At 61.7% G+C, this 21,698-nt stretch carries 25 protein-coding genes and 1 tRNA gene; 20 read left to right on the forward strand and 6 right to left on the reverse strand.

Annotated elements, in window-relative coordinates:
- The first annotated feature begins 60 nt into the window (after positions 1 to 60).
- From hisF to AC3FJ6_RS24045, 9 genes are all read left to right on the forward strand, one after another.
- Positions 61 to 831 (forward strand): imidazole glycerol phosphate synthase subunit HisF, encoded by a 771-nt coding sequence (gene hisF, locus AC3FJ6_RS24005; protein ID WP_066731152.1) that lies wholly within the window; start codon positions 61 to 63, stop codon positions 829 to 831.
- Positions 832 to 833: 2 nt separating this feature from the next.
- Positions 834 to 1,241 carry a phosphoribosyl-AMP cyclohydrolase gene (hisI, locus tag AC3FJ6_RS24010; protein ID WP_488774017.1) on the forward strand — a complete coding sequence of 136 codons (408 nt, stop codon included), beginning with the start codon at positions 834 to 836 and terminating at the stop codon, positions 1,239 to 1,241.
- Positions 1,238 to 1,624, forward strand: a complete 387-nt coding sequence (locus AC3FJ6_RS24015; RefSeq protein ID WP_488774018.1) for a phosphoribosyl-ATP diphosphatase — start codon at positions 1,238 to 1,240, stop codon at positions 1,622 to 1,624. The genes hisI and AC3FJ6_RS24015 overlap by 4 nt, the downstream gene beginning before the upstream one ends.
- A 67-nt stretch (positions 1,625 to 1,691) precedes the next feature.
- On the forward strand, positions 1,692 to 2,084 hold the full coding sequence (locus AC3FJ6_RS24020) for a DUF4870 family protein (protein WP_488774019.1): 393 nt from the start codon (positions 1,692 to 1,694) through the stop codon (positions 2,082 to 2,084).
- Positions 2,085 to 2,169: 85 nt separating this feature from the next.
- Positions 2,170 to 2,526, forward strand: a complete 357-nt coding sequence (locus AC3FJ6_RS24025; RefSeq protein WP_153949125.1) for a histidine triad nucleotide-binding protein — start codon at positions 2,170 to 2,172, stop codon at positions 2,524 to 2,526.
- Between the two features lie 159 nt (positions 2,527 to 2,685).
- Complete coding sequence (gene tatA / locus AC3FJ6_RS24030; RefSeq protein WP_488774020.1) at positions 2,686 to 2,925, forward strand: Sec-independent protein translocase subunit TatA; 240 nt, start codon at positions 2,686 to 2,688, stop codon at positions 2,923 to 2,925.
- Between the two features lie 90 nt (positions 2,926 to 3,015).
- On the forward strand, positions 3,016 to 3,534 hold the full coding sequence (gene tatB, locus AC3FJ6_RS24035; RefSeq protein ID WP_488774021.1) for a Sec-independent protein translocase protein TatB: 519 nt from the start codon (positions 3,016 to 3,018) through the stop codon (positions 3,532 to 3,534).
- 2 nt (positions 3,535 to 3,536) lie between these two features.
- Complete coding sequence (gene tatC / locus AC3FJ6_RS24040) at positions 3,537 to 4,337, forward strand: twin-arginine translocase subunit TatC (protein ID WP_488774022.1); 801 nt, start codon at positions 3,537 to 3,539, stop codon at positions 4,335 to 4,337.
- 254 nt (positions 4,338 to 4,591) lie between these two features.
- On the forward strand, positions 4,592 to 5,749 hold the full coding sequence (locus AC3FJ6_RS24045) for a porin (RefSeq protein ID WP_488774023.1): 1,158 nt from the start codon (positions 4,592 to 4,594) through the stop codon (positions 5,747 to 5,749).
- 566 nt (positions 5,750 to 6,315) lie between these two features.
- On the opposite strand, the gene AC3FJ6_RS24050 is transcribed toward AC3FJ6_RS24045, so the two are convergent.
- Positions 6,316 to 7,509 (reverse strand): Do family serine endopeptidase, encoded by a 1,194-nt coding sequence (locus tag AC3FJ6_RS24050; protein WP_153949130.1) that lies wholly within the window; start codon positions 7,507 to 7,509, stop codon positions 6,316 to 6,318.
- 20 nt (positions 7,510 to 7,529) lie between these two features.
- Here AC3FJ6_RS24050 and AC3FJ6_RS24055 point away from each other — a divergent pair, with 20 nt between their 5' ends.
- Positions 7,530 to 8,276 carry a Nif3-like dinuclear metal center hexameric protein gene (locus AC3FJ6_RS24055; RefSeq protein ID WP_488774024.1) on the forward strand — a complete coding sequence of 249 codons (747 nt, stop codon included), beginning with the start codon at positions 7,530 to 7,532 and terminating at the stop codon, positions 8,274 to 8,276.
- Between the two features lie 49 nt (positions 8,277 to 8,325).
- Here AC3FJ6_RS24055 and mscL read toward each other — a convergent pair whose 3' ends face one another.
- Positions 8,326 to 8,760 carry a large conductance mechanosensitive channel protein MscL gene (mscL, locus tag AC3FJ6_RS24060; RefSeq protein ID WP_488774062.1) on the reverse strand — a complete coding sequence of 145 codons (435 nt, stop codon included), beginning with the start codon at positions 8,758 to 8,760 and terminating at the stop codon, positions 8,326 to 8,328.
- A 244-nt stretch (positions 8,761 to 9,004) separates the two neighbouring features.
- Between mscL and petA the strand changes: the two genes are divergently transcribed.
- The 7 genes from petA (at position 9,005) to AC3FJ6_RS24095 (ending at position 15,855) form a co-directional block, all read left to right on the forward strand.
- A complete protein-coding gene (petA, locus tag AC3FJ6_RS24065) occupies positions 9,005 to 9,622 on the forward strand; it encodes a ubiquinol-cytochrome c reductase iron-sulfur subunit (RefSeq protein ID WP_092602085.1) in 618 nt (205 codons plus the stop codon).
- A gap of 2 nt (positions 9,623 to 9,624) precedes the next feature.
- Positions 9,625 to 11,028: a cytochrome b gene (locus AC3FJ6_RS24070; protein WP_092602083.1), complete on the forward strand. Its 1,404-nt coding sequence runs from the start codon at positions 9,625 to 9,627 to the stop codon at positions 11,026 to 11,028.
- Between the two features lie 35 nt (positions 11,029 to 11,063).
- Complete coding sequence (locus AC3FJ6_RS24075) at positions 11,064 to 11,807, forward strand: cytochrome c1 (RefSeq protein ID WP_400394392.1); 744 nt, start codon at positions 11,064 to 11,066, stop codon at positions 11,805 to 11,807.
- A 294-nt stretch (positions 11,808 to 12,101) separates the two neighbouring features.
- Complete coding sequence (locus AC3FJ6_RS24080; protein ID WP_008643086.1) at positions 12,102 to 12,713, forward strand: glutathione S-transferase N-terminal domain-containing protein; 612 nt, start codon at positions 12,102 to 12,104, stop codon at positions 12,711 to 12,713.
- A 29-nt stretch (positions 12,714 to 12,742) separates the two neighbouring features.
- Complete coding sequence (locus tag AC3FJ6_RS24085) at positions 12,743 to 13,243, forward strand: ClpXP protease specificity-enhancing factor (RefSeq protein WP_066731122.1); 501 nt, start codon at positions 12,743 to 12,745, stop codon at positions 13,241 to 13,243.
- Positions 13,244 to 13,295: 52 nt separating this feature from the next.
- Positions 13,296 to 13,371, forward strand: a tRNA-Thr gene (locus AC3FJ6_RS24090).
- 663 nt (positions 13,372 to 14,034) lie between these two features.
- A complete protein-coding gene (locus tag AC3FJ6_RS24095) occupies positions 14,035 to 15,855 on the forward strand; it encodes a 3'-5' exonuclease (RefSeq protein ID WP_488774026.1) in 1,821 nt (606 codons plus the stop codon).
- Between the two features lie 4 nt (positions 15,856 to 15,859).
- Here the strand turns inward: AC3FJ6_RS24095 and AC3FJ6_RS24100 are convergent, their stop codons facing one another.
- A complete protein-coding gene (locus tag AC3FJ6_RS24100) occupies positions 15,860 to 16,348 on the reverse strand; it encodes a DUF6933 domain-containing protein (protein WP_488774027.1) in 489 nt (162 codons plus the stop codon).
- Positions 16,349 to 16,444: 96 nt separating this feature from the next.
- Here AC3FJ6_RS24100 and AC3FJ6_RS24105 point away from each other — a divergent pair, with 96 nt between their 5' ends.
- A complete protein-coding gene (locus tag AC3FJ6_RS24105; RefSeq protein ID WP_488774028.1) occupies positions 16,445 to 16,594 on the forward strand; it encodes a hypothetical protein in 150 nt (49 codons plus the stop codon).
- 273 nt (positions 16,595 to 16,867) lie between these two features.
- The gene (locus AC3FJ6_RS24110) at positions 16,868 to 17,776 is read left to right on the forward strand and encodes an endo alpha-1,4 polygalactosaminidase (protein ID WP_488774029.1); all 909 of its coding nucleotides are present in this window, start codon (positions 16,868 to 16,870) and stop codon (positions 17,774 to 17,776) included.
- Positions 17,777 to 17,821: 45 nt separating this feature from the next.
- Here AC3FJ6_RS24110 and AC3FJ6_RS24115 read toward each other — a convergent pair whose 3' ends face one another.
- Positions 17,822 to 18,334, reverse strand: a complete 513-nt coding sequence (locus AC3FJ6_RS24115) for a M48 family metallopeptidase (protein WP_400396287.1) — start codon at positions 18,332 to 18,334, stop codon at positions 17,822 to 17,824.
- A gap of 37 nt (positions 18,335 to 18,371) precedes the next feature.
- Positions 18,372 to 18,596, reverse strand: a complete 225-nt coding sequence (locus AC3FJ6_RS24120; protein WP_092602214.1) for a hypothetical protein — start codon at positions 18,594 to 18,596, stop codon at positions 18,372 to 18,374.
- A 170-nt stretch (positions 18,597 to 18,766) separates the two neighbouring features.
- Here AC3FJ6_RS24120 and ettA point away from each other — a divergent pair, with 170 nt between their 5' ends.
- On the forward strand, positions 18,767 to 20,434 hold the full coding sequence (gene ettA / locus AC3FJ6_RS24125) for an energy-dependent translational throttle protein EttA (RefSeq protein ID WP_092602075.1): 1,668 nt from the start codon (positions 18,767 to 18,769) through the stop codon (positions 20,432 to 20,434).
- 62 nt (positions 20,435 to 20,496) lie between these two features.
- On the opposite strand, the gene AC3FJ6_RS24130 is transcribed toward ettA, so the two are convergent.
- Entirely contained in the window at positions 20,497 to 21,639 is a 1,143-nt protein-coding gene (locus tag AC3FJ6_RS24130) for a metallophosphoesterase (RefSeq protein ID WP_488774031.1), read from the reverse strand.
- Positions 21,640 to 21,698: the final 59 nt, after the last annotated feature.

Here is a 21,698-nt window from a genome sequence, read left to right on the forward strand (position 1 = left end):
CACCAGGCAGGACGCCACAACCAGCCGTGCCCCGGGCGGGCGCGGCAGGCAAGGAACCACATGCTAGCCAAACGTATCATCCCCTGCCTCGACGTCACCAACGGGCGGGTGGTCAAGGGTGTCAACTTCGTCGAACTGCGCGATGCTGGCGACCCCGTGGAAATCGCTCGCCGCTATGACGAGCAGGGTGCCGATGAAATCACTTTTCTCGACATCACCGCGACCAGCGACGGTCGCGACCTGATCCTTCATATCATCGAGGCCGTGGCTTCGCAGGTGTTCATCCCGCTGACCGTGGGCGGCGGCGTGCGCGCCGTGGAAGACGTGCGCCGGCTGCTCAATGCCGGGGCGGACAAGATCAGCGTGAATTCGTCGGCCATCGCCAATCCGCAACTGGTTTCAGATGCGACCGGCAAGTACGGCTCGCAGTGCATCGTGGTGGCCATCGATGCCAAGCGCAGTTCGGCGCCGGGCGAGCCGGCCCGCTGGGAAGTCTTTACCCACGGCGGACGCAAGGCGACCGGCCTGGACGCCGTGGAGTGGGCCCGCGAGATGGCGCGCCGCGGCGCCGGCGAAATCCTGCTGACCAGCATGGACCGCGACGGCACCAAGAGCGGATTCGACCTGGAACTGACGCGCGCGGTCAGCGACGCCGTGCCGGTACCCGTTATTGCATCAGGTGGCGTGGGCGGCCTGCAGGATCTGGCCGATGGCATCAAGCTCGGTCACGCGGATGCGGTGCTGGCGGCCAGCATCTTCCACTACGGCCAGCACACCGTTGGCGAAGCAAAGGCATTCATGGCCCGCGAGGGCATCCCCGTCCGGATCTGATCATGGCAAAGAAGTGGTTGAACAAGGTGAAGTGGGACGACAACGGCCTGGTGCCGGTGATCGTCCAGGAGACGGGGTCCAATGACGTGCTGATGTTCGCGTTCATGAACCGCGAGGCGCTGCAGCGCACGGTTGAGTTGGGCGAGGCCGTGTTCTGGTCGCGCTCGCGCAAGCGCCTGTGGCACAAGGGCGAGGAGTCGGGCCACGTGCAGAAGGTGCACGAAATCCGGCTGGATTGCGACGAGGACGTGGTCCTGCTGAAGGTCACCCAGATCGACAGCATTGCCTGCCATACCGGCCGGCACTCGTGTTTCTTCCAGAAGTTCGAAGGCGACGTCGAGTCGGGCGACTGGCATACCGTCGAGCCGGTGATCAAGGACCCTTCGGCGATCTACGCGGCCAAGCCATGAGCCAGGACACGCAAACGACTGGCTCGGCATACTCGGCAGACGTGCTGGCCCGCGTGGCCGCCACGCTGGAATCGCGCAAGCCCGAAAACGGCGGCGACCCCGACAAATCCTATGTGGCCAAGCTGTTCAGGAAGGGCGACGACGCCATCCTGAAGAAGATCGGCGAGGAAGCCACCGAGACCGTAATGGCGGCCAAGGACGCCCGCGCGGCCGGCCTGGCCGACGAAGCCGTGGGCAAGGTGGTCTACGAAGTGGCCGATCTCTGGTTCCACACGATGGTGCTGCTCTCGCATATCGGCGCCACGCCGGCCGACGTGGTCAACGAACTGGCGCGCCGCGAGGGGCTGTCGGGGCTGGTCGAGAAAGCCAGTCGCAAGGAGTAGCATTGAGCCTATGGCCGCCCGGAATGTTCCGGACACGGCATAACGCGGTGCAACGCTGGAGGGCACGATGGCGACGGACTACACCACGCAGGTGACGACAACCGCTGATGCGGACAAGCTCGACGGATTGCGCAAGCTGACGCACATCCTTTATGCGCTGTATGCGATCCACTGGTTTACGGGCGGCATTACGGCGCTGATCGCCATCATCGTCAACTACGTAAAGCGCGATGACACCCGGGGAACGGTGTATGCCTCGCACTTTGCGTGGCAGATCCGCACGTTCTGGTGGTCGATCGTCTGGTACGTGGCGGGCGGCATCATGTTCGTGACGGTGTTGCTGTTCCCCGTGGCAATCGCCGTTTTCTGCATTTTGTCACTGTGGATACTGTATCGTATCGTCAAGGGCTGGCTGTACCTGAACGACCGCAGGCCGATGTATCCGGGCGAGCCGTTCTGAAGCCAGACCGGCAAGATCGCGACAAAAGTGGCAGCAGGACGGCACAATTTGGTGCAGTGTGCTGACAAGCTGCAACAAGAACTTCATGAAATCCCAGGACAATTGCATTTTCTGCAAGATCGTGGCCGGTCAGATCCCGTCCAGCAAGCTGTACGAGGACGACGATCTGCTGGCGTTTCACGATATCCATCCCAAGGCGCCGGTACACTTTCTGGTCATTCCGAAATCGCATGTCGATTCGCTGGCTGACTGCGGGTCCGGCGATGCGGATGTGCTTGCTAGAATAATGCTCAAGGTGCCCGAACTGGCACGCCTTGCCGGCTGCAACAACGGCTTCCGTACGGTGATCAACACCGGCACGGACGGCGGACAGGAGGTGTTCCATCTCCATCTGCACGTACTCGGCGGCCCGCGCGACCAGTGGAAGTCACCGGCGTTCTGAACGCAGGTTCGGGAAGCCTGGCATGAGAAGGGGCTGGGGCAGCGATGTCCCGGCCAGATGTTGCGTCGGGTACCGTCGCCCCGACGCGGCCTTTGAAGGACGGAACTACGGGGCCGGGCGATCATATTCCGACGCCCGCGGCTTTATCAGGAGCAAGAAATGGGTTCGTTTAGCATTTGGCACTGGCTGATCGTGCTGGTGATCGTCATGCTCGTCTTCGGTACCAAGAAGCTGCGCAATATCGGCCAGGACCTGGGTGGCGCGGTGAAGGGCTTCAAGGATGGCATGAAGGACGGCAACGCCGAGGAACCTGGCGCCAAGCCCGCCGCCGCGGCCAAGGAACTGCGCGACGCCACCACGATCGACGTGGAAGCCAAGGAAAAGCAGCGCCAGGAATAATCCGCCGGCCGTTTTTTTCTTGTCAGCCATCCTCCCGGCGGCCGCGCACGGCGCGGCCCGCCAATCCTGTGTCTCAGTTCCGGTTTTCGCATGATCGATCTCGGCATTTCCAAGCTGGCACTGATCGGCGCCGTGGCGCTGATCGTGATCGGCCCCGAGCGTCTGCCAAAGGTGGCGCGCACGGTCGGCGCCCTAGTCGGTCGCGCACAACGCTATATCAATGACGTCAAGGCCGAGGTCAGCCGCGAGGTCGAACTCGAGGAACTGCGCAAGATGCGCACGGAATTCGAGAACGCCGCGCGCGACGTCGAGCAGACCATCCACAAGGAAGTCAACGAACACACCCAGGCGCTGAACGAGGCACTGGGCGGTGTGGAGGCTTCCGGCACGGGCGGATCCGACGCCAGCGGCGTCAGCGCCGGCTATGTGCCCAGCTGGGACAGCGCGCACAAATCCCATAACGGCCGCAAGAGCTGGCGCGTCAAGCAGGGCGCGCGGCCGATCTGGTTCAAGCGCCAGCAGAACGTGCGCGTGTGGGTGCAGTCCGGCGCGGCCCGCGTCAAGCGTCATCGCACGGCCAGCGGCCGTAACCGTTCCTTCTTCGAGTAAGCATGGCGGGCACCCAAGACCCCAACGACTCCCACGATCCCAACGACGAGTCCCAGCAAGAGACCTTCATTTCCCACCTGATCGAGCTGCGCGAGCGGCTGGTGAAGGCGGTGGCGGGGGTCATCATCGTCTTTCTTGGCCTGGTCTACTGGGCGGCGGAAATCTTCAACCTGTTCTCGGCGCCGCTGACGCAGTCGCTGCCCAAGAACGGCCGCATGATCGTGACCGATGTCACCGGTTCGTTTTTCGTGCCGATGAAGGTCACGATGCTGGTGTCGTTCCTGATCGCGCTGCCATGGGTGCTCTACCAGATCTGGCGCTTTGTCGCGCCGGGGCTGTACCAGCATGAGAAGAAGCTGATCCTGCCGCTGGTGAGCAGCAGCTACGTGCTGTTCCTGTGCGGCGTGGCCTTCGCATACTTTCTGGTGTTCCCGACGGTGTTCCACTTCATGGCGCACTACAACGCGCCGCTCGGGGCCGAGATGTCGACCGACATCGACAAGTACCTGAGCTTTGCCATGACGACCTTCCTGGCATTCGGCATCACCTTCGAGGTGCCGGTGGTGGTGATCGTGCTGGTGAAGTTCGGCGTGGTGGAACTGGAAAAACTCAAGCAGATCCGTCCGTACGTGATTGTTGGCGCATTCATCATCGCCGCCGTGGTCACGCCGCCTGATGTGATGTCACAACTGTTGCTCGCCGTTCCGCTAGTGGCACTGTACGAGCTGGGCCTGTTGATGGCCCGTTTTGTGACAAGGCAGCCGCTTGGCGCCCCTGCCGAAGGTGAAACGCAGGCAGACTGAGTTCCGGGACAGTTGTTAACGGGCTGTATCCGGATAGTCTGAATGCTGTGTTTTGCACCAAATTGGTGAAATCCCCCGTGTTTGCTGTTGCTTCGTCACAACAAGAAGCGTCGGTAAACCGTGTTTACGGCGAAAAAGACTTCTGACGCGCTGGGGGGGTGACACATAATACGACGCAGACGTGAAGGTTAATGCGTCGCCCAAGCACTTGGGCAACCAAGATTTCCCAATCAGTTGACAAGGAAAGTGTCGATATGAAGATGAAACTGTTTGCAGCTGCCGTTGCCGCTCTGGCCGCCGGCGGTGCCTATGCCCAGTCGAGCGTGACCCTGTACGGTGTGGTTGACGCTGGCGTTGAGTACGCTAACCACCAGCCGGGCGTGACCGGTAGCCACGACGTAGTTCGCCTGACCTCGGGCAACATGTCCGGCAGCCGTTGGGGCCTGCGCGGCGTGGAAGACCTGGGCGGTGGCCTGAAGGGCGTCTTCGTGCTGGAAAGCGGTTTCAACCTGGACACCGGCACGTCGGGTCAAGGTGGCCGTCTGTTCGGTCGTCAAGCTTTCGTGGGTCTGCAAAGCCAGTACGGTACGCTGAGCCTGGGCCGTCATCAGACGCCGTTCTATGACTTCGGTCTGGCCTTCGATCCGATGGCCATCTCGACGAACTACTCGATCACCGCTCAAGACGCTGGCTTCTCGAGCCGCGCTGACAACTCGATCAAGTACACCGGCACGTTCGGTGGCCTGACCGGCTCGCTGCTGTACAGCACCGGCGCCAACACCGTTGGTACGGCCAACGCCTTCCAAGGCGTTTCGGGAGAAATCCCGGGTAACTACCACACCGGTCGTGAGTACAGCGCCAGCCTGATTTACAACGGCGGCCCGTTCTCGATCGGCGCGATCTTCGACGAAACCAACCTGGGCGCTCCGGTGGCCGGTGCGGGTACGAACCCGAACGCCAAGATCCAGCGCGCTTCGGTGGCTGGTACGTATGCCTTCGGCCCGGCCAAGGTGTTCGCTGGTTATCGTTACGCCCACGCTCTGTCGGGCGCGATCCTGCCGGGTGGCGTGACCACCAACAACGGTACGCTGTCGAACGCTACGGTGTCGAACCTGTACTGGCTGGGTGCTGGCTACCAGCTGACCCCGGCTCTGTCGCTGACGGGCGCCGCTTACTACCAAGACTTCCGCAACACCAAGGCTGATCCGTGGTCGTTCGTGGTGTCGACGGACTACGCCTTCTCGAAGCGCACCGACGCGTACCTGAACCTGTCGTACGCCAAGAACAAGGACGGTTCGACCCTGGGCGTGTCGTCGGGTCAAACCGGCAACCAAGGTGGTTCGGGCTTCGGTACGACGCAAGGTTCGTACAACCAGTTCGGCGCTGTGGTTGGTGTTCGCCACAAGTTCTAATTTGATGCGGGTGTAAGCCCGCTTCAGATTCGGCTTGATCAAAACGCCGGTATCCGAAAGGATGCCGGCGTTTTGTTTTTGGCGCGGCGAATAGCTCTGCGCGTCACGGTTCACGGCTCACGTATGGGTGCGGTGGCTGGCGAGGCGAAATGCGGCGTGGGCCCGTATCGTGACGCCGGGGCGGCCCCCATCGACACCCCGCGCGCGCGGTTGCCCCAGCTGATCATTCCCGAGGGCATCTGTACAGCATCAAGGCGGTAGGAATGGTGCGCGCGTAATTCGATCTCGTGTAGCGTTCCTGTCCTGCGCCCTTGCCGCAGGTCTCACGCTACAAGATGCACACCTGGCACGAGGGGAGAGCGATCGCCGCAACTGTTTCCGGCGCGCTTCATCGGCTCGCAGCCCACATCGCATGTCATATCGACTGCCGCTGGACACCTGCCAGAATACAAAAAGCCCCGGCCATCACTGGCAGGGGCTTTCGCTTTGAAGCCGTAACGCTAAGGGTTCGGCTGAGCGTCAGCTAGAGCTAGCCGTAGGGCGGCAGCGAAACCGCCTGCTACCCATCACTCTTCCTCGTCCAGCGGCATGGCGCGGCGCGGCGGCGGCGGGCGCTTGCCGATCATCACCGCGATGTCGGCCGGCTTGCCACGGCGAATCACCTTCATCTTGACTTCGGCACCCGGCTTGAGCTGCGCGATGGCATTGAGCAGCGCAGTCGTATCCGAAATCACCTGGTTGTCGACCGATACCAGTACGTCGCCAGGCTTCACGCCGGCCTTGTCGGCTGGCCCGCCCTGGACTACTGCGGCGATCAGCGCACCTTCCTTCGCATCCAGGCCAAACGATTCGGCGATCTCCGGCGTCAGGTCCTGGGGCTCCACGCCGATCCAGCCGCGCGTCACGCTGCCGGTCGAGATGATCGATTCCATCACCTGCTTGGCCGTCGATACGGGAATAGCGAAACCGATACCCAGCGAGCCGCCGGAGCGTGAATAGATCGCGGTGTTGATACCCAGCAGGTTGCCCTGCGCATCCACCAGCGCGCCGCCCGAGTTGCCCGGGTTGATGGCTGCGTCGGTCTGGATGAAGTTTTCGAAGGTATTGATGCCAAGGTGGCTGCGTCCCAGCGCCGAGACGATACCCATCGTCACGGTCTGGCCGACGCCGAACGGATTGCCGATGGCCAGCACCACATCGCCCACCTTCACGTTCTCGATGCGGCCCAGCGTGATCGCGGGCAGATCCTTGAGCGTGATCTTCAGGACGGCCAGATCGGTCTCGGGATCGGAACCCACGACCTTCGCGTTGGCCTTGCGACCGTCGGTCAGCGCCACCTCGATTTCATCGGCGCCATCCACCACATGGTGGTTGGTTAGAATGTAACCCTCGGCGCTGACGATCACGCCTGAACCCAGGCTGGACACCGGCTCCTGGCGTTCCGGCAGCCGATCGCCAAAGAAGAACCGGAACCACGGATCCTCCGCCTGGGGGTTGGGCGACCGTTTCGTGCCGTTCTTGCTGGTGAAGATGTTGACCACCGCAGGCATCGCTTCCTTGGCGGCATCGCTATAGGAACCCTGCGCTGCAGAGCCGGCCACGCTGGGCACGACTTCCTTCAGTGCCACGATAGGCGACCCCGACTGCACGGCCACCCGCCCGCGTTGCAGCCATTCGGGTTTGAGCGTGGCTATCACAAACCACACGGCCAGCACGACCGTGACGGCCTGAGCAAAGAACAGCCAGAATCGGCGCAACATATCGGAGTTTTGACCAGAAAATGAAAACCAAAGAGCTGGAATTGTACTTGAACGACCTGCTGGAAGTTTCCCGCTTCAAGGACTATTGCCCGAATGGGCTCCAAGTGCAAGGTCGCCCCGAAGTCACCCACATCGTGACGGGCGTCACCGCCAGCCTGGCGCTGATCGACGCTGCCATCGAGGCCGGCGCCGACGCCATCCTGGTGCATCACGGTTACTTCTGGAAGAACGAAGATGCACGTGTCATCGGTCAAAAACACGCGAGATTGAAGAAACTCCTAGCGGCCGACATCAACCTGATGGCCTTCCACCTGCCGCTGGATAATCACGCGGAACTGGGCAACAACGCGCAACTGGGCCTGCAACTGGGCATCGCACCGAACGGTCGTTTCAGCGACGACCAACTGGGCTGGACGGGCACGTTGCCGCAGCCGATGCCGCTGCACGCCTTCGCCGCCCACGTGGGCGGCGTGCTCGACCGCGAACCGCTCACCCTTGGCGATCCGGATCAGATGGTTCGCAGCGTGGGTTGGTGCACCGGCGGCGCGCAGGGGTATTTCGCGGCAGCCGTCGCGGCGGGCGTGGATGTTTACCTGAGCGGGGAAGTGTCGGAGCCCACCACGCATCTGGCGCGAGAGAGCGGGGTAGCCTATATCGCAGCCGGCCACCACGCCACGGAACGGTATGGCATCCGGGCCGTGGGCGAACATCTGGTGCAACGTTTCGACCTGCGCCACACCTTTATCGATATTCCGAACCCGGTCTGAGCAGCCGGGCCCCGGAATTTTCGGCCAGATCGGACCCGCTCGGGCGCAATCAGGCGCGCGGGGCCTTCAGGCTGTCGCGAATTTCACGCAGCAGCTTGATGTCCTCGGGCGTTTCGGCCGGCTTCGGCGCTTCCTGCTCCTTCTCGCGCATCTTGTTGAACGCCCGGACCATCAGGAAGATGATGAACGCGAGGATGACAAAGTTGACCACAATGGTCAGGAAATTGCCGTAGGCGAACACCGGCACGCCTGCCTTCTTCAAGGCATCGAGGGTGTGCGGCACACCCGGCGGCGGCTCGGCCAGCATGACGAACATGTTCGAAAAATCGAGCTTGCCCACGACGCGGCCCACCAGCGGCATGATCAGGTCGTTGACGACAGAATCGACGATCTTCCCGAACGCAGCGCCGATGATCACACCCACAGCCAGGTCGATCACGTTGCCGCGCATCGCGAAAGTTCGGAACTCGCTCATCATTCCCATCGGTTTTTCTCCAATTTGTTGTTCCAGATTAACGTTTGTATTTGACAAAGCCTGCATCATCGCAACCTCGAGTGCAAGTCTGGATGCCGCATTAGAACGCTTTCCGCTGCGATTCCCCATCCGATCCCATGAACGATTATCGGCGCCACGGCTATCAGTAGTTCGCCTATCGTCGCCAGATGTGCCTCAGGTATAATTTTTTGTTGACGCAGGATTCAATTGATGACATCCCCTGGGGTTTGGAATGAGTGACCAGCAAGACGTGAAGAACGTAGACAAAGGTCGCCGCAATTGGTTGATCGCGACCTCAGTCGCGGGCGGCGTAGGAGGCGTTGCAGTAGCAGTACCGTTCGTCAGCACCTTTGCACCGTCGGAAAAGGCCAAGGCCGCCGGGGCGCCCGTCGAAGCCGACGTGGGCGGCCTGAAACCCGGCGAAATGATGACGGTTGAATGGCGCGGCAAACCGGTCTGGATCCTGCGCCGTACCCCCGAAATGCTTGCCTCGCTCAAGAAGACCGACGCAGAGGTAGCGGACCCCGGTTCGGACGTTCCCTTCACCATGAAGACGCCGGACTATTGCAAGAACGAGACCCGTTCGCGCGCCGAACACAAGGACCTGCTGGTCGTGGTCGGCATCTGCTCCCATCTTGGCTGTTCGCCCTCGGGCCCGTTTGCCTCGGGCGCCAACCCGCAGCTTGGCGCGGACCCCGGCTTCCTGTGCCCCTGCCACGGTTCCACCTTCGATCTGGCAGGCCGCGTGTTCAAGAACAAGCCTGCCCCGCAGAATCTTGACGTACCCCCGTACCAGTTCCTGTCCGACACCAAGATCGTGATCGGCAAGGACGAGAAAGGAGAAGCGTGATCATGGCGGCCGAAAAAGAAGTCAAGACTACCGGGCTGCTGGGCTGGATCGACGCCCGTTTCCCCGCGACGCAGCTTTGGGAAGACCACCTCTCCAAGTATTACGCACCGAAGAACTTCAACTTCTGGTACTTCTTCGGATCGCTGGCGCTGCTGGTGCTGGTCATCCAGATCGTCACCGGCATCTTCCTGGTGATGAACTACAAGCCAGACGGCACGCTCAACGCGGCCGGCATTCCCGTGGCGTTCGCCAGCGTGGAGTTCATCATGCGCGAGGTCCCGTGGGGCTGGCTGGTGCGCTACATGCATTCCACCGGCGCCTCGGCGTTCTTCGTCGTGGTGTACCTGCACATGTTCCGCGGGCTGCTGTACGGCTCGTACCGCAAGCCGCGCGAGCTGGTCTGGATCTTCGGCTGCCTGATCTTCCTGTGCCTGATGGCCGAAGCGTTCATGGGCTACCTGCTGCCGTGGGGCCAGATGTCGTACTGGGGCGCGCAGGTGATCGTGAACCTGTTCTCGGCGATCCCGGTGATCGGCCAGGACCTGTCGCTGTTCATCCGCGGCGACTACGTGGTGAGCGATGCCACGCTGAACCGCTTCTTCTCGTTCCACGTCATTGCCGTGCCGCTGGTGCTGCTGGGCCTGGTAGTGGCGCACATCATCGCGCTGCATGAAGTGGGTTCGAACAACCCGGACGGCGTGGAGATCAAGGCGAAGAAAGACGAGAACGGCATCCCGCTGGACGGTATCCCGTTCCACCCGTACTACTCGGTGCATGACCTGCTGGGCGTGACCGGCTTCCTGATCATCTTCTCGGCCGTGATCTTCTTCTTCCCGGAAGTTGGCGGCTACTTCCTGGAAGCCAACAACTTCTTCCCGGCCGATCCGCTGAAGACGCCGCCGCACATTGCGCCGGTGTGGTACTTCACGCCGTTCTACTCGATGCTGCGCGCCACGACGTCGAACTTCCTGCCGATCCTGTGGCTGTTCTTCGCGGTCGTGCTGGGCATGGTGTTCCTGCGCACGAAGGACGCACGCATCCGCATCGGCTCGATCGCCGTGCTGGTGGTGCTGGCCGTCGGCTTCTATTTCATCGACGCCAAGTTCTGGGGCGTGCTGGTGATGGGCGGCTCGGTCATCGTGCTGTTCTTCATGCCGTGGCTCGACTGCTCGCCGGTCAAGTCCATCCGCTATCGTCCCGCTTTCCACAAGTCGATCCTGATCGTCTTCGTGGTGGTGTTCCTGGTCCTCGGCTACCTCGGCGTCCAACCGCCGTCGCCGGTGGGCGAGAAGGTGTCGCAACTCGGTACGCTGCTGTACTTCGCCTTCTTCCTGACCATGCCGCTGTGGAGCCGTGCCGGCACGTTCAAGCCGGTGCCGGAGCGCGTCACGTTCCATCCGCACTAAGACGCTGCGACCCTACAAGAGGACAAGGACACAAGATGAAAAAGTTGCTTTCGATCTTCGCACTGGTCGGCGCATGCCTTGCCGCGCTGCCCGCGATGGCCTCAGAAGGCGGTTATCCGCTGGAACCGGCCCCGCTGGACACGAGCGACGTATCGTCGCTGCAGCGTGGCGCCAAGCTGTTCGTCAACTACTGCCTGAACTGCCACGGCGCGTCGATGATGCGCTACAACCGGCTCAAGGACTTGGACCTGACGGACGATCAGATCCGCCAGAACCTGCTGTTCTCGGCCGACAAGGTTGGCGAAACGATGACGATCGCCATGCCGCCGAAGGATGCCAAGGCCTTCTTCGGCGCCATTCCGCCGGACCTGTCGGTTATCGCGCGTGCCCGCGGCAACGACTGGCTCTACACGTACCTGCGCACCTTCTACCGAGACGACGCGCGCGCCACGGGCTGGAACAACCTGGTCTTCCCGAGCGTGGGCATGCCGCATGTGCTGTGGGAACTGCAGGGTCAGCGCGCGCCCAAGTACACCGAGGTGGAAGAACACGGCGAAAAGGTGCACAAACTGGCCGGATGGGAGCAGATCACGCCGGGCAAGATGAGCACGCAGGAATACGACCAGGCCGTGGCCGATCTGGTGAACTACCTGAACTGGATGGCCGAGCCGGCCCAGAGCCACCGCAAGCGCCTGGGCGTCTGGGTACTGCTGTTCCTGGGCGTGCTCACCGTGTTCGCTTGGCGCCTGAACGCCGCGTACTGGAAAGATGTGAAGTAAGCCCGCGCGCGCGAGGGCCGGCAGTTGTAACGCAATATGTAACAACGCAGGACTCGCCACCCAAAGGGCCGGCGCGGAAGTTGCAGCAGTGCAGCACCGCGCCGGCCCTTTCGTTTTGCGCTATCCGGGTCGAAAGCGTCGCAGAAGACACCTGCAAGCCCGATCGGCTATTTGTAACTAATTTGCTTTTCAATGGGCCGTTCTGACAGAATGTTTGCCCTGTCCAGAGTTAGCACCGCCAAGTTCGTCAAATTTCAATAGATTTGGCGCACTTCACACCCAAGGAATTCAACCATGATGGTGTTGTATTCGGGTACCACTTGCCCGTTTTCCCAACGTTGCCGCCTTGTCCTGTTCGAAAAGGGCATGGATTTCGAGATTCGCGACGTTGACCTGTTCAACAAGCCGGAAGACATTTCGGTGATGAACCCGTACGGCCAGGTGCCGATCCTCGTCGAGCGCGACCTGATCCTGTACGAATCGAACATCATCAACGAGTACATCGACGAGCGATTCCCGCACCCGCAGCTGATGCCGGCCGACCCGGTGCAGCGTGCGCGCGCTCGCCTGTTCCTGTTCAACTTCGAAAAGGAACTGTTCACCCACGTCTACGTGCTGGAGAACGAAAAGGGCAAGGCCGCCGAGAAGAACCACGAGCGTGCCCGCGCCGCCATCCGCGACCGCCTGACGCAGCTTGCACCAATCTTCGTCAAGAACAAGTACATGCTGGGCGAAGAGTTCTCGATGCTCGACGTGGCCATCGCCCCGCTGCTGTGGCGCCTCGACCATTACGGCATCGAACTGTCGAAGAACGCCGCGCCGCTGCTGAAGTACGCGGAACGCATCTTCAGCCGCCCGGCCTACATCGAAGCACTGACCCCGTCTGAAAAGGTCATGCGTCGCTAAGACGGACCCGACGCCACCGCACAAGCGTAATGCCAGAAACTTCCACCAAGCCCTACCTGATCCGCGCCATTTACGAATGGTGTACCGATAACGGCTTCACGCCGTATATCGCAGTCTTTGTCGACGGCAACACCAACGTGCCGCGCGAGTTCGTAAAGAACAACGAAATCGTGCTGAACGTGAGCTTCGACGCGACCAGCGGCCTGGACATGGGCAACGAGTGGATTACCTTCAGCGCACGCTTCGGTGGCGTTTCGCGCAAGATCGACGTGCCCGTGGAAAACGTGCTGGCGATCTATGCGCGCGAAAACGGCCAGGGCATGGCATTCCCGGTGGAACGCAGCGTCCCCGAAACCCAGGCCGCCACGGAACGCGAAAACAACCCGCCCCCGAAACTGGCCCCGGTAGACGCCGACACGCCAGCACCGGTCACGGCGGAAGAGGGCGCAGAGGGCTCGGACGACGACCCGAACCCGCCGCCCGTACCCCGCATCGGCGGCAAGAAGCCGTCCCTGAAGGTGGTCAAATAAGCCATCGCCAAGACACACCGCATGCAGTAGAATCGCGGTCTGCACCAAACATGCCGGCTTAGCTCATCAGGTAGAGCAGTTGATTTGTAATCATCAGGTGGCGGGTTCGAGTCCTGCAGCCGGCACCAAAGAATTCAAGGGGTTACGCAAGTTTTGCGTAACCCCTTTGTTTTTGGAGTGACCGGAAGTAAAAGGGTCAGTACAGTGTTGAGGTTCTTGATGCTGTTTGACGACTGCGACGCGTGCGCCGTTGGAACCGAGGCCGGTCCGTGACCACAAGTCCTGCTCCTGTAGCTATATCCTCCAAAGCCTCCACTACTCGGGGAATCACTGCTTACATTGGCGACCATCTGATAAAGTCGGGGGCATTGGTTTGCCACGTTTGCAGCGGTGCTCATCTGTCACGCGCTTCGTCTGAGAAGCCCACAGCATCCGCAGCGCAGAAGCGCTGCGCCAGACGCCAATGTTGCCGACTTCGCATGCCTTTGCCATGGTCTAGGCCACAAAATACGCGGAAAATCGACCGGGGCTCCATGACCATATTTCTGCGGCGCCGCGTTTTGCAAGTCGCGTCCTCTTATATCTGCCCACTTGTTATTTTGGGCTGTTGATCTCCGCTATTACCCTGAATGGCTCCCACCCACAACATATCGGGGGAGATTTAAAAATACCTGTAGAGGCAATCGCCATGATCCTGGCAGCACAGCCAATGCTGCTAACCGGCGGGAAGACCCCAGTAGGACTGCGGGCGCATGATAGATTAGAGGACTGAAATTCCAAGGTCCTGATTTATGGCAACGGCAACCATCGTTCCCTCACTCTCCTCTTGTGTTGGCAAAATGTGGCCGGGTGAGAGGCGTCTTGCGGAGCGACTCGAGCAGAAGCTCGATGACGATTACAAGATCTGGTACGACGTACGGATCGCCTCGCTCGAGAAATATCCGGATTTTGTAATCCTGCACCCATTACATGGTCTGCTTGTGCTCGAAGTGAAGGACTGGAAGCCGAGCACCATTGCTCGGGCGACGCTCGGAGATTGGACTATCCAAGGTGATTATGGCCTCAAGGATGTCACTAATCCGCTTGAGCAGGCCAGACGTTACACCACGGATATCATTCACGCCCTCGAACGTGATCCGCAGCTTGTGAATCCGCCAGGACACCCGTATCAAGGAAAGTTGCGGTTTCCCTGGACGTACGGTGTAGTGTTTCCGTTCATGACGCGCAAGCAGTTCACGGATGGGCATTTGGATAATGCAATTCCGCCTGCTCGCGTGATCTGCTCCGATGAGATGACCGAATCGGTGGATGCGGAGCGTTTCCAGGAGCGCCTGTGGAACATGTTCCCGTACCGGTTTCGAGATAAGCTGACCGTGCCGCAAATTGACCGGATTCGCTGGATTCTTTTTCCGGAGGTCCGCATATCAGCCAAGCAGCAAGAACTGTTTGGCAATGAGCCCGAGTTGCCGGACATCATGGCGGTGATGGATATTCAGCAGGAGCAGCTTGCACGAAGCTTGGGTGATGGCCATCGCGTCATCCATGGCGTCGCCGGCTCGGGCAAGACGATGATCCTGGGCTACCGTGCCGAGTACCTTGCCGGCACGTCGGAGAAGCCAGTCTTGATTTTGTGCTTCAGCGAACCGCTGTCGAAGCGGCTGAAAAGCTGGATGGAGGCCAAGGGCCTGTCGGAGAAAGTCTCCGTCCGCCACTTCCACGGATGGTGCTTCGATCAGCTGAAGACCTACAACCAACCTCGTCCCAATGCGGAGGGCGAGGCCTTCTTTCCGGCGTTGGTCCAGCGTGTGATCGACAGTGTTGATCGTGGCCATATCCCGAAAAATCAGTACGGAGCGGTGCTGATTGATGAGGGGCACGATTTTGAGCCGGGCTGGTTCAAGCTCGTGGTGCAGATGGTATCGCCCGAGAGCAATCACCTGCTGGTCCTGTATGACGATGCGCAATCGATCTTCAAGCGGTCAAGCCATCGCGGCTTCAGCTTCAAGAGTGTCGGCGTGCAGGCGCAAGGTCGCACGACGATTCTCAAGATCAACTACCGCAACACCCGGCAGATCCTCGAATTGGCAGCGCTGATCGCCAAGGACATCCTTGACCCGAAGGCCACCGATGACGACGGCGTGCCGCTGATCCGACCGGTCAGCTGCGGCCGTGACGGACCACCTCCGCAGCTGATCAAGCTGCCGTCCATCAAAGACGAGGCGGCTGAGATCGCTCGCCGTATGGCGCAGGCCCATCAACAAGGGGTTGCGTGGCAGGACATGGCGATCGTTTATCGCACCTGGTCGGTGGGGCAAACCTGCGTTGATGCATTGGCTCGAGCCAAGATCCCTCACCAATGGCAGCAGCGTGACAAGAAGTCCTATTCACCGACTGCTGACGCTGTGACAGTGCTGACGATGCATGCCAGCAAGGGGCTGGAGTACCCCTTTGTCGCGATTCCTGGGGCGGGGTTGCTGTCTGCTGAGGAAGCAGACCTCGAACAGGAGGCACGATTGTTCTATATCGCCGCCACACGGGCTACGCATCAATTGGTGGTGACGGGCAGTGGCGATTCCTTGTTCATGACGAAGCTGTTTCCAGCGGCGGCATAGGGTGTTATCCCATAAGTGCAAGGGCACGCACGCGTTGTGCTGGGCTGTCATAGCGTAGCGGCCCGCAGGGAACGTCCGCCAGCCGCATTGAAAGATCGTGAAGATCAAGCGCACCGTGCTGATCACGCCATACCTGTGCCAGGAACGTGAACTCATTGAGCATGCCCACTACGCTTCGGTTGGTGGTCTTAGCGATTTCGCATTCCCGCATGTGCCATATTTCCGGTTCAATCTGCATGTCGCCCCAACCGTGCGATCGGAATGCGGCCGCCAGTGAGGCCGGAAAGCGTGTCGTCAGTGTTGCGGCGGGTGCCAGGGGCATCAGCACCGGCAGGAGGGTGTGCTCGTTAACAAATAGCGCTGCCTGTGGCCGCCAAAACAATGCCGTTGCATACCAGTTTCCCAGTGTTGACGCTGCCGCATCGCCGGTTGTATCGACAGGCTTCTGGTTCAACCGGTTCAGTAGCTTGCGTGTGCAGTGAAGATGGAACATGGCTGGGGCCGTTCTTGTTGGTTGAGATCCTATGGTGCTCTGACGATTCGCCGCGAGTTGCGCTTGACCTGCCACTGTCGGCAACCAGTCGATTCGATGACCGATACGCCCACCGATGACAGTGCGATGCTTCTGCTTGGCGGTAGCCGTGGCGGGATTGTAAGAGCCAGCCATCAGGATAGCCGCGTCCGGCGCCTCGTCATTGCCCTCGGCCTGCTGCTCGATTTCCAGAATGTGTCCGTTTAGCTACTGAACGACTGCTCATTCAGCCCCTGACAGCCGTTACGCGCCCCCCTTCGAAGAATGCTCCAGTTTCCATGCGCGCATCCGATATCGCTAAAGCAGGCAAGCCCCAACGGGGATTGCGGAGTCCGGTGCCATCGCTGAGGCGGTCAACCTCAAGGCGATGGCATCGGCGCTTGTCTCGCGCATAATCGGCGTCACGCCAGATTGACCCTTTCCAAAAAGGGCAAGACATCAGTGGTAGTGCTTTGTTGGGTACAACAGGAGAGGTCAAACATGCATAGCAAACTGGCAGGCCGTCGCCCGGTGCGTCTGGCCCTGGCAAGTCTCGTCGCCACGCTGGCCGCTTGCGGCGGGGGTGGGGACGATAGTGGCGGATCGGTGGTGCGCGTGTCCGAGGCGTCCACGCTTTCCAGGCAGGCCGTCAGCAGCAATGTCACCGCCAATGTCACGGCCAGTCCCACGCGGTGGATGCCCTCGCTCACCGACACGTGGCAGCTTCAGCTGCAAGGCGCGATCAACACCAGCTACAACGTCGCGGTGTACGACATCGACCTGTTCGATACACCGCAAGCCACTGTCGATGCGCTGAAGGCGCAGGGCAAGCGGGTGGTGTGCTATTTCTCTGCGGGCAGCAGCGAGGACTGGCGCCCCGACTACGCGAAGTTCAAGCCCGCGGACATGGGCAACGCGCTCGATGGCTGGGCGGGCGAACGCTGGCTCGATACGCGCTCGGCCAACGTACGCGCCATCATGCAGGCGCGCATGGACCTGGCGATATCGAAGGGCTGCGATGGTATCGACGCCGACAACGTCGATGGCTATACCAACAACCCGGGCCTGCCGCTCACCGCCGCCACGCAGCTCGACTACAACCGCTTCCTGGCCGATCAGGCGCATGCCCGGGGCCTGGCCATTGGCCTGAAGAACGCCGTCGCGCAGTTGAGCGACCTGGCGCCGTCGTTCGATTTCGCGGTCAACGAGCAGTGCTTCCAGTACAACGAGTGCAGCGGCTATTCGGCCTTCACCGTGCAGGGCAAGCCCGTGTTCAACGTCGAATACCAGTCGAAGTGGAAAGATGCCGCCACGCGGCAGAAGCTCTGTGCCAAGGCCCAGGCGCTGAACCTGCACACGCTGGTGCTGCCGCTCGCGCTGAACGACAGGTTCCGCTACAGCTGCGACTGAGGATCTGAAATTTGAAGAATCGACTGCGAGCAGTAGTCGGCGGACTCACGGGCGGGCAGCTTCGCGGCTGTCCGCCTTGTCCGTTTCCCGCCACGCCAGGAACAGGCGCGTATCGAATTCCAGCTGGTGATACTGCGGTTCCATATGCTCGCAGAGCCGATAGAACGCCTTGTTGTGGTCCGATTCCTTCAGGTGCGCCAGTTCGTGCACCACGATCATCCGTAGAAATTCGGGCGGCGCCTCCTTGAATAGCGACGCCACGCGGATTTCCTTCTTCGCCTTCAGCTTGCCGCCCTGCACGCGCGAGATGGCCGTGTGCAGGCCCAGCGCGTGCTGCGCGGTGTCGAGCCGCGCGTCGTAGCCCACCTTGTGCAGCGGCGGGGCGCTGCGCAGGTATTCCTGCTTGATCTCGGCCGTGTATTCGTAGAGCGCGCGGTCGGTCTGGATCGTGTGACGCCCGGGGTAGCGGCGCGCGATGTGGTCGCCCAGCGTGCCGGCCGCCATCGCGGCGCGCACTTGGTCGAGCACGTTGGGCGGATAGCCGCCCAGGAATCGCATCGGGTCTTTCACGCCCGGCCGCCAGCCTTCGGTCATGTCAGTGGTGGTGATGGTGGTGATGCATCCAGCTGTTATCCATCGAATGCACGAACGACTCCACGGCATCCTTGTCGCCCAGGGCGTGGCGCATCATCTCGCCGCACTTGCAGAAGCCCTGGTACGGGGTGATGTGCGAGCACGCCGACGTCTTCTGCAGATACAGCGTGACGGGTTTTGCGCACTTCTTGCACTTGAACTTGAGGGTCAGGGCGGGTTTGCTCATGGGAATCGGGGTAAAAACTGCGTCGATGCGAAACCCGCCATTGTACCGGCCGCGGCCATCGGCCGCCGGGCCGGGCGAGTAGCGGCCGATGGGGGGCCGATGGGGGCCGGTCCGTTTGCTACACTCCCGCCATTCCCCGCATTCCAACCGAATCCAACCGAACACGCTCCATGGCACAGTACGTTTTCACCATGAACCGCGTGGGCAAGATCGTTCCGCCCAAGCGTCACATTCTCAAGGACATCTCGCTGTCCTTCTTCCCCGGTGCCAAGATCGGCGTGCTGGGCCTGAACGGCTCGGGCAAGTCCACGCTGCTGAAGATCATGGCCGGTCTCGACAAGGAGATCGAAGGCGAGGCCACGCCGATGCCGAACCTGAACATCGGCTACCTGCCGCAGGAACCGCAGCTCGACCCCGAGCAGACCGTCCGCGAATCGGTGGAAGAAGCCCTGGGCGGCGTGTTCGAGGCCCGCAAGAAGCTTGACGAGATCTACGCCGCGTACGCCGAGCCGGACGCAGACTTCGACGCGCTGGCCGCCGACCAGGCCAAGTACGAGGCGATCCTGGCCGCCAGCGACGGCAACAACGTCGAACTTCAGCTCGAAATTGCCGCCGACGCGCTGCGCCTGCCGCCGTGGGACGCCAGGATCGGCCATCTGTCCGGTGGCGAGAAGCGCCGCGTGGCGCTGTGCCGCCTGCTGCTGTCGCGCCCCGACATGCTGCTGCTCGACGAACCGACCAACCACCTGGACGCCGAATCGGTGGACTGGCTCGAACAGTTCCTGACGCGCTTCCCGGGCACCGTGGTGGCCGTCACCCACGATCGCTACTTCCTGGACAACGCCGCCGAGTGGATTCTGGAACTGGACCGCGGCCACGGCATCCCCTGGAAGGGCAATTACAGCTCGTGGCTGGAGCAGAAGGAAGACCGCCTGAAGCAGGAAGAGGCCACCGAGTCGGCCCGCCAGAAGGCGCTGAACAAGGAACTGGAGTGGGTGCGCCAGAACCCGAAGGGCCGCCAGGCCAAGTCCAAGGCGCGTCTGGCCCGTTTCGACGAACTGAACAGCCAGGAATACCAGAAGCGCAACGAAACCCAGGAAATCTTCATCCCCGTGGGCGAGCGCCTGGGTAACGAGGTCATCGAGTTCGACAACGTCAGCAAGGGCTTTGGCGACCGCATGCTGATCGAGAACCTGAGCTTCAAGGTGCCGCCGGGCGCCATCGTCGGCATCATCGGCCCGAACGGCGCCGGCAAGTCGACGTTCTTCAAGATGCTGACCGGCAAGGAACAGCCCGACAGCGGCGAGATCAAGATCGGGCCGACCGTGAAGATGGCATTCGTCGACCAGAGCCGCGACGCGCTGGATGGCAGCAAGACCGTGTTCGAGGAAATCTCGGGCGGGTCGGACATCCTGACCGTGGGCCGCTACGAAACGCCGTCGCGCGCGTACATCGGCCGCTTCAACTTCAAGGGCGGCGACCAGCAGAAGACCGTCGGCACGCTGTCGGGTGGTGAACGCGGCAGGCTGCACATGGCCAAGACGCTGATCGCGGGCGGCAACGTGCTGCTGCTCGATGAACCGTCGAACGACCTCGATGTGGAAACGCTGCGTGCGCTGGAAGACGCGCTGCTGGAATTCGCCGGCTGCGTCATGGTGATCTCCCACGACCGCTGGTTCCTGGACCGCATCGCCACCCACATCCTCGCCTTCGAAGGCGATTCGCATGTGGAATTCTTCCCGGGCAACTACCAGGAATACGAAGCCGACAAGAAGAAGCGCCTGGGCGAAGAAGCCGCCAAGCCGAAGCGCATCCGCTACAAGCCGATTACGCGCTGATCGGCGACAGGTTCGGTTTTCTCCCCTCTCCCGCACGCGGGAGAGGGGAGACCCCCCAAGCCTCAAGCCCGAACGAGTCTCACCAGCGTGATCTCCGACGGCGCGCCAAACCGCTTTGGCGGTCCCCAGTAGCCCGTTCCGCGGCTCACGTAGATCCACATGTTTTCATGCCGGTTCAGCCCATGCACATAGGGCTGCTGCATCGGCACGAACAGGTTCCACGGCCAGAACTGGCCGCCATGGGTGTGTCCGGACAGTTGCAGGTCGAATCCGGCCGCGGCGGCCGCTGGGGCCGAGCGGGGTTGGTGGGCCAGCAGCACGCGTGCCGCGGCGTTGGCCGGTGCCCCGTGCAGCGCGCGTGCGGGGTCGCTGCGATGGCTCTCGATAAAGCCGCCGGCCGTGAAATCGGTCACGCCGCCCAGCACCAGCGATGCCCCACCGCGCGCCACCACCACGTGCTCGTTCATCAGCACGCGCAGGCCCAGCCGGGTCAGTTCCTCGATCCACGGCTCCGCGCCCGAGTAATACTCGTGGTTGCCCGTCACCACGTAGGCGCCATGCGGCGCCGACAGCCGCGCAAACGGTGCCGTGTGGGCCGACAGCTCCCGCACCGAACCATCCACGAGGTCGCCGGTAACGGCGATGGCGTCGGGCTTCAGCGCGTTCACGCTGTCGACGATGCGGTTCAGGTAGGGCGCCTTGATGGTCGGCCCCACGTGAATATCGCTGATCTGCGCGATCGTAAAACCTTCAAATTCCTGCGGCAGGTTGGCGATCGGCACATCGACCCGCTTCACCCGCGCCAGGCCGCGCGCATTGAAGTAGCCGATTACCGACACCGCCACCGCCAGCCCCACCACCGTCGACGCGCTGTAAAACGCCAGCCCGGCCGGCTGCCAGCGGGCCAGCATCGCCACCAGCAGGAAGATGTCGCGCGCAAAGGTCAGCACCAGCAGCGATGAGAAGAATCCCATCGCGAGCATGCCGAACCAACTCAGCCGATCGGCCCAGTCGCCGGCCAGGCGCCGCGCCATCAGCGCGGCCGGAATCAGCAATGTCGAAGCGATCAGCCACAGCACGGCCAGCATATGGACAACGGCCGGCAGCGGCAGGGCGGGCAGCAGCCGCGCGCCGATATAGGCGTGCAGCGCGGCAACGATCGCAGTGGGAACCAGCAGGGAACGGCGGGAGCGCCTGGTACTCATGGCAGGGGCGTCAGAGTCGGATTCGAGTGTAGGTGAGGCTGTGCAGGCTCTGCTTCAAG

This window comes from Cupriavidus sp. 94F1, assembly GCF_057798875.1.